7 protein-coding genes are annotated in these 10877 nt (G+C 62.2%); 2 read left to right on the top strand and 5 right to left on the bottom strand.

All coding sequences use genetic code 11. From position 1 onward, the window contains the following. On the top strand, window positions 1–4395 hold a 4395-nt coding region (locus PMI09_RS11010), incomplete at its 5' end, for an apolipoprotein A1/A4/E domain-containing protein (RefSeq protein ID WP_007792937.1). Window positions 4396–4504: 109 nt separating this feature from the next. On the opposite strand, the gene PMI09_RS11005 is transcribed toward PMI09_RS11010, so the two are convergent. The 4 genes from PMI09_RS11005 to PMI09_RS10990 are packed head-to-tail and all read right to left on the bottom strand — an operon-like array spanning window position 4505 to window position 8540. Continuing rightward, window positions 4505–5113: an ABC-type transport auxiliary lipoprotein family protein gene (locus tag PMI09_RS11005; protein ID WP_007792935.1), complete on the bottom strand. Its 609-nt coding sequence runs from the start codon at window positions 5111–5113 to the stop codon at window positions 4505–4507. Window positions 5114–5135: 22 nt separating this feature from the next. Next, entirely contained in the window at window positions 5136–6506 is a 1371-nt protein-coding gene (locus PMI09_RS11000) for an MlaD family protein (RefSeq protein WP_007792932.1), read from the bottom strand. A 9-nt stretch (window positions 6507–6515) separates the two neighbouring features. Next, entirely contained in the window at window positions 6516–7361 is an 846-nt protein-coding gene (locus PMI09_RS10995) for an ABC transporter ATP-binding protein (protein ID WP_007792927.1), read from the bottom strand. 9 nt (window positions 7362–7370) lie between these two features. After that, window positions 7371–8540: an MlaE family lipid ABC transporter permease subunit gene (locus PMI09_RS10990; RefSeq protein WP_007792924.1), complete on the bottom strand. Its 1170-nt coding sequence runs from the start codon at window positions 8538–8540 to the stop codon at window positions 7371–7373. A 99-nt stretch (window positions 8541–8639) separates the two neighbouring features. Here PMI09_RS10990 and dgcA point away from each other — a divergent pair, with 99 nt between their 5' ends. After that, the gene (dgcA, locus tag PMI09_RS10985; protein WP_007792922.1) at window positions 8640–9623 is read left to right on the top strand and encodes an N-acetyl-D-Glu racemase DgcA; all 984 of its coding nucleotides are present in this window, start codon (window positions 8640–8642) and stop codon (window positions 9621–9623) included. Here the strand turns inward: dgcA and PMI09_RS10980 are convergent. Continuing rightward, window positions 9575–10795: an MFS transporter gene (locus tag PMI09_RS10980; RefSeq protein ID WP_007792919.1), complete on the bottom strand. Its 1221-nt coding sequence runs from the start codon at window positions 10793–10795 to the stop codon at window positions 9575–9577. The two genes, dgcA and PMI09_RS10980, sit on opposite strands and share 49 nt — an antisense overlap. Window positions 10796–10877: the final 82 nt, after the last annotated feature.

Here is a 10877-nt window from a genome sequence, read left to right as displayed (position 1 = left end):
GCCAGCCATGAGCGGCTTGCCGACACGCTCGACGACAAGGCGATGACGCTGGCCATTTCGCTCGATGAGAGCCAGAACCGCTTCGAGGATACGATTGCCAAGCGTGCCGAAGCGATTGCCGCCTCGATCGCCAGCGGCCACGAGAAGCTTGCCGACACTCTTGATGACAAGGCAATGGCACTCGCCATTTCCCTCAATGAGGGGCAGATCCGCCTTGCCGATACCCTTGGCCTTCATGTCGACGCAGTCGCAAACCAGCTCGCCGGCAGCCACGAAAAGCTCAGCGAAGTGCTTGACGACAAGACGGTAGCGCTCGCCATTTCGCTCAATGAAGGCCAAACGCGGCTTGCCGATACCCTTGGCCATCATGCCGAGACGATCGCGAACCAGATCGTCGGCGGCCACGAGAAGCTCACAGAGGCTCTCGACGATCGGGCCATGGCACTTGCCATTTCCCTCAACGACAGCCAGACCCGTCTCGAAGACACGCTCGGCCACCACGCAGAAACGATCAGCAACTCGCTTGCCGGCGGACATGACCGGATCACCGAGGCGCTCGACGACCGCGTCATGGCGCTCGCCGTATCCCTGAACGAAGGCCATAGCCGCATCGAAGATGCGCTTGCCCGCCGCGTCGATACCATCGCGAATTCGATTGCCACGGTTCAGGACCGTCTTTCGGACACGCTCGACGAGAAGGCGATGGCGCTCGCTATCTCCTTCAGCGAAAGCCAGAGCCGCTTTGACGACGCGCTGGAAGCGCGCACCAACGCGTTGCTCGACACGGTGGCCGGAGCCGAATCGCGCGTTGCCGGGGCCCTCGTCGACAAGTCGGACGCAATTCGCAGCGCCTACACAGAGAGCCAGGAACGCCTCGAGCGTTCGCTGAGTGACCACGCATCGACGCTTGCTGGCACGCTCTCGAGCGGTGGAGACCGCATCGAGCAGCTGACCGGCAACGCCGCTGCCCGCATCGAATCCAACCTGAGCAATGCGCATCAGCGACTGGAGACATTGCACGGCGATGCAGCATCCCGCATCGAAGGCGGCCTTGCCGCGGCACATGATCGCTTCGAAGCGCTGACCGGCAATGCGGCGACACGCATCGAAAGTGGTCTGGACTCGGCTCACGAACGCATCCGTTCGACGCTGACCGATCGCGAACAGGCGATCAATCTCGCGCTCAGCGACGCTCACGCCCGTATCAGTGACACGCTTTCCGACCAGGCGACGACAATCGGAGCGTCGATCGCCACCAGCGTCGGCATGTTGGAAATGTCGCTGGAAGACCACGAGGTCTCGCTTCGCCAGACGATCGACAACAGCGGCCGCGCTCTCGAAGACCGCCTACGTGACAGCACCGGCCATATTGCCGGCCGCTTCAAGGAGGCTGCAGGCGAGATCTCACGCTCGGCAGAAACCTTCTCCTCACAGCTCGACCAGTCGATCGAAGGCATGACCGGTCGCTTTGCGGAAACCGGGTCGCGTGTCGAGGCCGGCCTTGCCGCCCTCGAAAACCGCATTCGTGACGGCGTCGGCGGCGTAGCCGAGCAGGTCGACGCCGCTGGCGGCCGCCTCTCCAACACTTTGTCCGACGGTATTTCGCGCCTTGGGACGCTCGGCGAAGAGGCTACGGGCCGCATCGCGGCAGCGCTCGACGACAGCGCCGCAAAGTTTGCGGAGACGATCGATGGCCGCACGGCCAATCTGACTTCGGGCATTGACACCCGCACAGCGAGTATCGGCGAGGCAATGGAGCGGGGCAGCGCCCGCATCGAGGAGCGCCTGTCGACGATGGACCGCGCTCTGACCGTTGGTCTCGATGCCGTCAATCGCACGATTGAAGGCAAGGCTGCCGGCCTCGCCGCTTCGCTGCGCAGCGCCGTCGCCGAGACAACGCAGGGCATGGACGACGAAGCGACCCGCGCCGCCGAAAACCTCGGGCGTACCGGACAGCAGTTTGCCGAAGGCCTTGAGGCCAAGAGCAACGAGTTCAGCCGTGCAATCGAAGAGCGGTCCGAACAGATCGTCGGTCGCGTTTCCGAGGCACAGAACCGCCTCGCCGGCCAGGCAGCGGCCGTCGCTCAAACCTTCTCGGAGGCAGGCAACGCAATTATCAACAAGGTCGCGGAGGCGGAAACCCTGGTCAGCGGTCAGGTTGGCGCCATTTCCCGCGCCCTCGGCGACGCCCAGGCGACCTTCGAAAGTCATGGCGCAGGCATCCGCACGACGATTTCCGATGCAAGCCAGGAAATCACCTCGACCATGGCAGAGGTCGAACGTGCTCTGGAAGCTCGCGGCAATGCCATCCGTTCAAGCATCGAGGACCGCACACGCGAAATCGACTCGACGCTGACCGATGTCGAAAAAGCGCTCGAAGCGCGCGGCAGTGCAATCCGCACGACGCTCGACGACCGGACCCGCGAACTCAATTCGATGCTTGCCGGCCGCTCGACAGAGCTGTCGCGCATTCTCGACGAAACGGCACGGCCGCTGATCGACCGTTATGCCGAGGCTGGCAAGGACGCCGCCGCGCGCATCACGGCGGCGACCGAGCGCAGCACCGAACGCCTGCGCAGTGAGAACGAGGCTCTGATCAGCGCGATCGCCGCACGCACAGAGAGCGCATCGTCGGCCGTCGACGCGATGGAGAACAGCCTGCTTGCCAACGTCAACAAGCTGATCGAACGCCTGTCGGACAACAGCTCCGCTATGGGCCAGATGATGAGCCGTGCGGCCGAAGATCTGGCGGCGGTCGATGGTCGCCTCGGCGATACGACGTCGCGCTTCACCGAGTCCGCATCCAAGGCCGCCGAAATGGTTTCCGCCTCGACCCGCCTGCTCGAAGGCAAGGTCGATCGCCTGTCCGATATTTCCGGCCAGACGCTCGCCCAGGTCGGCGGCATCATCGGGCGGTTCGACGAGCATTCAAAGGTGCTCAGCCAGGCATCCGGTCTGCTCGCAGCGGCTCAATCGAACCTTGTCTCGACGCTTGAGGATCGCGAAACCGCACTGCAGAACCTTTCCGTTGGCCTCGTCCAGCGCTCGGAGGAGATTGAAAAGACCATGCGTTCGCTTGGAGGCATGGTCGAATCCGCCTTCGACCGCGCCGAGCAGCGCTCCAACCAGGTCAGCGGTACGCTGCGCGAAAGCGTGCAGTCCTCGTTCTCCGACATCGGCCGGGTTCTTTCCGAAACCGAAAAGCGTGCAGAGGAAGCGGCCGCGACCATGCGCGCCGCGCTCGTCAAGGCCGGAGAAGAGGCCAACGCGACAATCGACGGTGCATTCGGCAATGCGGAGCGTCGATCCGGCGAGCTCTCCAACCGCTTGCGCGGTGGCCTGACAGCGTCTCTGTCGGACGTGGAGCGAATGCTGGGCGAGGCAGGTCGCGCATCCGACGGCGCCGCCCAGACCATGCGCGAGTCGCTTCGCGAGGCAGTCGAGGAGGCGGTATCGCGCTTCTCCGGTGCGACCGAGGAGATCCGCCGCTCGGCCGGCGACATCCGCAAGGAACTCGATATGACCCGCAGCGAGCTGAAGCGCGGTGCATTCGACCTTCCCGAGGAAGCCAAGGAGAGCGCCGCTGCCATGCGTCGCGCCGTCGCCGAGCAGATCAAGGCCCTGCAGGATATCTCGCACATCGTTGGCCGTTCGACACAGCAGCTCGAAATCTCCGAGCCTGCGCCGCGGGCCATCCCTCAGCCTCAACCCGCACCACGTCCGGCCCAGCCGGCCACTACCCAGCAGGTACCCCAGCCCACCCCTCCGGCAGCACCCGCCTCGGCACCGGCCGTAACGCCCTCGCCGATCGAAAACTTCGGCCTGCGCGGCTCGCTAACGCCTCCCACACCTGCGGCCGCGACGCCGCAGCGGGCGCCCGTTGCCGCCCCGGCTCCAGCCTCGCCGGCAACCGGCGGCTGGATCAGCGACCTCCTGCGCGGCGCATCGCGCGAAGAGGCTGCCGAAGAAGCTCCGGCCCGGCAACCGGCACCCCGCGCTGAGGCTGCCGCGGCAGCACCGGCCCGCACCGCCGATAGCCGCAATCCGCGCCATGTCGTCGAGTCCTTAAACTCGCTTTCGGTGGATATCGCTCGCGCGATCGATCACGATGCGTCGGTCGACCTGTGGCGTCGCTATCAGCGCGGCGAGCGGGACGTATTTACGCGCCGCCTCTACACGCTCAAGGGCCAGCAGACCTTCGACGAGATCAAGCGCAAGTACGATCGCGAGCCGGAGTTCCGCACCGCTGTCGATCGCTACATCGCCGATTTCGAAAAGCTGCTTGCCGATGTCTCTCGCGGCGACCGCGACAAGACGATCACGCAGTCCTATCTGACCTCCGACACGGGCAAGGTCTACACGATGCTTGCTCATGCCGCGGGACGATTGAGCTAAGACGCCTAGGCAAAAAAGAAATGGCCGCCAAAAGGCGGCCATTTTCGTTTCAGGGCATTGTTTATGGTGGCATCCCATTGAAGCGCCACGCCAACCCCGACATGGACAATCAGATCGACTGCAGCGTCCAGTTGACGATCTCAGCCGATACGCCTGCGAACGCGCGATCGAGGCCCTTCACAAGACCATCGTTCGATCCACCGGCAGACACCTCTTGTCTGAACACCTTCTGAGCTCTCACAGAACCGTTGCGGTCGTTCAGGATCTTGGCTGAAATCTCCACCACCGCGCGGCTGGCGCCGGTCGTGTCGATCTCGAAGGAGCGGATATCTGTCACGAGCTGATAATCGATCGCAAGCCCCTGGCCGGGGACGCCGACGCCGCCGAGCTTGCCGGAGTTCTCATAGGCCTCGACCAGCTTCGCCTGAACCATGCGCGGCAGCTTGTCGCCCCATTGCGCCTGAGAAAGGTACTGTATTTGCGACGGAGCCACCCGAATGACAATCTGCTCGCTGTCGATCGCCTTCAGCGCGGTCGGTTGCTGCACCAGGATCTGCCGGCCCTTTGCCGCCGGTCCACTGCCGGTCGCCGACGCTGAGAGATCGTAAGTGTCGTTCTTCGCAGCCGTCCCGCAGCCCGCAAGGCCTGCCAATAGCGGCAACGCGATCGCGGCTATCGATATCCACGAACGGCGCTGCAACACATCCGATACGGCCATATGCGCTCCCCTAATATCCCTGTTAACGCCGCGTCCGGCCGTCATATTGCTTTACAGTATCCCCGCCGAAGATCAGCCGCTGCGGATTGCGGTCGAAATCGCTGATTGCATTACTAAGGTTCTGCACGGTGGAGCGCGTGTCGTTGATGAGCGACTGCATGTCGCGCAGCCCACCGCTGGAAAATTTCTGCAGATTGTCGGCAATCGGGCCAATCCGCGAGTTGAGGTTGTCGGCAACCTTCTTGAACGAGGTAAGCGTGTCACGCGCCTGCGCAAAAAGCGACTGCGTATTATCTGTCCCGAGCAGTGCATCCAGCTTGATCAGAATACCGTCGACGCGGGTAGACGCCGAGTTCAGCTTGTTCGCCATCTGCGAAACGTCCTGGATCGTCTGATCAATGTCCTTTTGCCGAGCCGAAACGGTGTTCGCGACATCCTTGATCGATGCGACGGCAGCGCGTGCATCTTTCGTCGCCTGCGAGATGTCGTCGACGGATCCCTTGACCTTCGCCGGGTCAATTTGTGCTACCAGTGTGTCCACCCGATCGAGCGTCGCCTGCGCCTTCTTGCCGAGGTCGTTGTAGGTCGTCGCTGTTTCCTCGAACCTCTGGATCGCCCCCTTGAAGTCGCCCGACGCATCGGCGACGTCGCGGCTGACCTTCTCGGCATTGCTGAGAATGGTATCGATCTTCTTCGCATCGACGGCCTTCACGAGGGCTTCGACCGCCTCCAGCGTCGAGTCGACACGACCCGAGACCTTACGAACCGTATCGGACAGTTGCCCGACACTTTGTAGGAATGAATCAATGTTGCCGGAGTTCTTTGCTAACGCGTCGGAGAACGTCTCGGCGTTCTGCAATGTCTTCGTCAGCGGCCCACGCGCGTCCTTCACAAACCCCTGAACCTGCCCGATGGCATCGTTGGCGCGGTCGAGAATCTTGTCCGCCGTCGCCAGAAGGTTCGTGACACTCGATTGATCCGCGACGATCACCGCTCGCTTGCCGGTGTCGAGCGACTGCTGAAGAATATTCTTTTCGCCGATCTTGCCGCCCGACAGTTCGATATAGGCCGCACCCGTCAAGCCCTGGATTTCAAGGATCGCTTTCGTCGACGGATAGATCGGTGCATCGACCCGCACCTCCGTGAACGCCAGCGAGAAGCTCGGATCGTCAGCATCAATCGACAGCGATTTGACCGAACCCACCTGAATACCGTTAAACCGCACAGGCGAGCCGATGCTCAAGCCGTTCGCGGAGCCCGGAATGCGGACGATCAGCTCAGCCATGGGCCCGCCACGCCCATATTCGGCCATCCAGTAGACGAAGCCGAACGCTGCCGCGATAACGAGCACCGTGAAAAAGCCGACAATAGTGTAGTTCGCTTTTGTTTCCATCGTATCCGCTCACTTCCCGCGGCTATCTTGCGCCAGGCTGTCGTCGCCGGCATGGCCGTTCTGGGGCACGATCGAACGCGCCCGCTTGCCCTTGAAATAAGCCTGAACCCACGGATCATCGAAGGTCAGCATGTCGTCGATCGTTCCCTCGACCAATACCCGCTTCTTGCCAAGCACGGCAATGCGGTCGCAGACGGAGAAGAGGCTGTCGAGGTCGTGGGTGACCATGTAGACGGTCAGACCGAGCGTGTCCCTAAGCCTCGCGATGAGCTCATCGAACTCCGCTGCCCCGATCGGATCGAGGCCCGAGGTCGGCTCGTCGAGGAACACCAGTTCCGGGTCGAGCGCCAGGGCGCGCGCCAGCGCCGCACGCTTGATCATGCCGCCCGAAAGCTCCGACGGGTATTTGTCGGCGGCATCCGCCGCGAGCCCGACCAGCCGGATCTTGAGTTGAGCCAGTTCGTCCATCAGTGATTGGGGCAGGTCCAGATACTCACGCATCGGCACCTGGATATTCTCCTTCACGGTGAGCGAGGAGAATAGCGCGCCTTGCTGGAAGAGCACACCGAGCCGCATGTCGAGCGCATTGCGCTGCGGCTCGTCCAGTTCATCGAAGTCCTGACCGAGGATCTTGATGTTACCCGAGCGGCGCGGCAGCAACCGAAGCACTGTCCGCATCAGGACCGACTTGCCGGTTCCCGACGCGCCGACAAAACCGAGGATTTCGCCGCGATAGATATCGAGGTTCAGATTATCGAGAACGACCTTCGAGCCGAAACCTACGGTCACGCCGCGCGCAGACAGCACGACATCCCGTCCTTGATCGTTTCTGGTCTCTGTCTGCTGTCCGTCCACGTACGATCCTTAGAAATTGATGGCCGCATAGAACATGGCAAAAAGCCCGTCCATGAGGATAACGACGAAAATCGCCTTCACCACCGACGCGGTCACGTGCTGGCCAAGCGACTCAGCACTGCCGCCTACCTTTAAGCCTTCAACCGCCGCAACGATACCAATAACCAGCGCCATGAATGGCGCCTTGATCATCCCGGACAAGACCGTCGATAGCGTGATCGCTTCATGCAGGCGTGCGATGAAATTCGCGAAGGTGATGCCGGAGTAGGCCCAAGCGACCACGGCTGCGCCGGCGAGCGAAGCAAAGTTCGCAAGCACGGTCAGCAGCGGCAATGCGACGGTCAGGGCAACCAGGCGCGGGAAGATGAGCACCCCAACAGGATTGAGCCCCATCACCTTCAGCGCATCGACCTCCTCGCGCATCTTCATCGAGCCGATCTCGGCGGTGATGGCGCTGCCGGACCGGCCGGCGATCATAATTGCCGTCAGAAGCACGCCGATTTCGCGAAGCTGCAGGATGCCGACGAGGTCGACGACGAAGACTTCGGCGCCGAAATAGCGGAGCTGAAAGGCGCCCTGTTGCGCAATGATCGCGCCGATCAGGAACGACATCAGCAATATGATCGGTACCGCGCGTACGCCCATATGGTCGATCTGGTTGACGATCGACGCCGGCGAGACGCCGCTGCCGCGCCCGAATTTCATCTGCGCGCCGCGCACAGCGGACCCTAGGATATACATGGCGGCGGCGAGATTGTTCCAGATATCGAAGGTGATCTTGCCGATCGGGGCGAAGATCTTTTCCTGCCAGCTTGCCTTTTGCTGAGGTTCCTGCTCCGCCTGCGGGGGCTCCTCGGAAAACTCGGCAATCATTTCGTCGATATGCGCGTTGCTGCCTTCGAAGTGCACGGTGCCGCCGGCGCCCTCTACCTGCTTCTTCAGGCGGCAGAGCAACCAGACACCTGCCGTGTCGATATCCGTCACGCCTGACAGGTCGAGGGTCACCTCGCCTCTTCGACCGGCAGTGAGCTTCTCGAAGTCGCGCAGAACGAGGTGCAGATTAGCGCTTCGCCAATTTCCCTCGAGCTGAACGTGCTGGCCCGAACCATGGGCGTGATCGTCCACATGCAGAGAGGCAGCGCTACGGGTTTCCGACTTCAAAACGCTTGTGTCTTTCAAGGCTTACGGCGACATTGCCGACTCGCGAACTAACGGTTCGCCGCTTCGGATCAATATACCCAAGCCACACCAAATTTCCATGCGCGCAGGATTGCAAATATGCCACGGTCACTTGAAATTCAGACGGAATCCTTTCCCATATCAGGCACATTCACGATCTCGCGCGGCGCCAAGACATCGGCGGAGGTGATCCTCTGCACCATACGCGACGGCGGCGCGGTCGGTCGGGGCGAGTGTGTTCCCTATCGCCGCTATGGAGAGACGCTGGAAAGTGTCGCCGCTCAGATCGAAGCTGTAAGGCCACTAATCGAAGGTGGCTTGACTCGCCCGGAACTGCAGCGCGCAATGCCCCCGGGAGCCGCACGCAACGCAGTCGATTGCGCCCTTTGGGATCTGGAAGCCAAGCGCTCCGGCAACTCGGTCATCGCTGAACTGCGTCTCGCAGCGCCACAGCCGTTGACGACAGCCTTCACGATATCGCTCGGCGAACCCGATGTCATGGCCGACCAGGCGCGTGCAAACGCCGATCGCGCCTTGCTGAAGGTCAAGGTGGGCACCGGCGACGATGAGAGCCGTATCCGCGCCGTTCGTCTTGCCGCACCCGATGCGGCCATCATCCTCGATGCCAACGAGGGCTGGCCGGAAGACACGCTGGAGCATCATCTGCGCGTCGCAGCCGAAGCTGGCATCGCCCTCGTCGAACAGCCGTTGCCGGCTGGCAAGGATGAGCTCCTCGCCGAAATCCGCCGCCCGCTGCTCGTTTGCGCCGACGAAAGTGTCCACCACACAGGCGACCTCGCAAGCCTTCGCGATCGCTATGACGCGATCAACATCAAGCTCGACAAGACAGGCGGACTCACCGAGGCGTTGGCAATGAAGAAAGAGGCGCAGCGCCTTGATTTCGAAATCATGGTCGGCTGCATGGTCGGCACATCGCTGGCGATGGCGCCGGCTGTACTGCTGGCGCAGGGCGTCGATTTCGTCGATCTCGACGGACCGCTGCTGCTTGCGCGCGACCGTGAACCCGGTCTGCGCTACGCCGCCTCTCTTGTCTGGCCGCCGGATGCCGCGCTTTGGGGCTGAAGATAGTAGGCGACGATGACAAGGCCTAGCCCGGTCAGCGCCACCAGCGCCATCACATAATAGCTTGCGAGCCCAAGCAAGGCGTAGACGTAGCCGGAAGCAATCGTCATCAGCCCCATGAACATGCCGTTGTAGAAGAAATAGGCGCCCTGCGCCGACGACTCCTGGGTCTCTTGCACGGAGGCCACGATCCGCCGTTGGACGCCCGTGTGCACGAACGCATAGGTGCAGGAATGCATGCACTGGAGCAGAAAGAAACCCCAAAATCCCCAATGCATCGGAAACAGGATCCAGCGACAGACGCTGACCGCCGCCCCAAATCGAATGAGCGTCCAGGCGCTGAATCGGCGGCTGAGCCGCCGGGACAGAAAGAACACGGTCACCTCCGCAGCGACGCCGGCGCTCCACAGGACCGCGATCTGTGTCCCGGAGAAGCCGAGATCGCGCCAGTAGAGCGACGCGAAGGCCTGCAGGACCGCGTGGCTCGACTGCTGGATCGCGACGCCGATCAACAAGGCCAGCAAATGCGGCTGTCGCAGCGAACTTCCTGTCGCAGCCGAGATATCGACGGGTGTGCCACGCCGGCGCGTCGGGCCTATCCGCGGGCAATAGATCGCCATCACCACGGTCATGACGAAGCCGAACGTCATCACAGGGAGCACCATCTCGCCACCCCAATAGCCGATCAGCTCCCCGCCGATCAGGGTGGAAACGATAAACGCGATCGAGCCCCAGACCCTCATCGAGCCATAATCCAGACCCCAGCGCCGGACGCCCGAAATCACGATCGATTCGACGACCGGGACGTAGCAGGCAAAGGTCGCTCCCTGGATCGTATAGACGATCAGCACCGGCCAGAATGTGTTCGTCCAGTAGAGCGCGATCGCCGTCAGCAGCGATAGGCAACCTGAAAACAACAGCACATCCGCCCGCTCATTCATCCGGTCGGCATACATCGCGACGATCGGAGCGACGAGGACACGCACGACCATCGGCACGGCTAGGATGACGCCGATCTCATGGTCGTTGAACGCGTGCAGCGCAAGCCACATCGGGAAGAACGGCAAGGCCACACCATTGACGAGCAAAGGCGCACAGTAGGACAAAGCACTGAGAAGCCGGAAGCGCGGTGGCGCCCCCTCACTTGCTGGAGGATTTTGAGCGGGAATCATGGGGTGACCTGCAGGAAACTGAACGTTGCCTATCACGTCAACCTAAGGGCGACTATGGCAAGAAATTGCCCATCTGAAACGT

The organism is Rhizobium sp. CF122, from assembly GCF_000282035.1.
Classification (GTDB): Bacteria; Pseudomonadota; Alphaproteobacteria; order Rhizobiales; family Rhizobiaceae; genus Rhizobium.
Note: the sequence above shows the minus strand (reverse complement) of the source record. Positions and strands in the feature narration are given on the sequence as shown.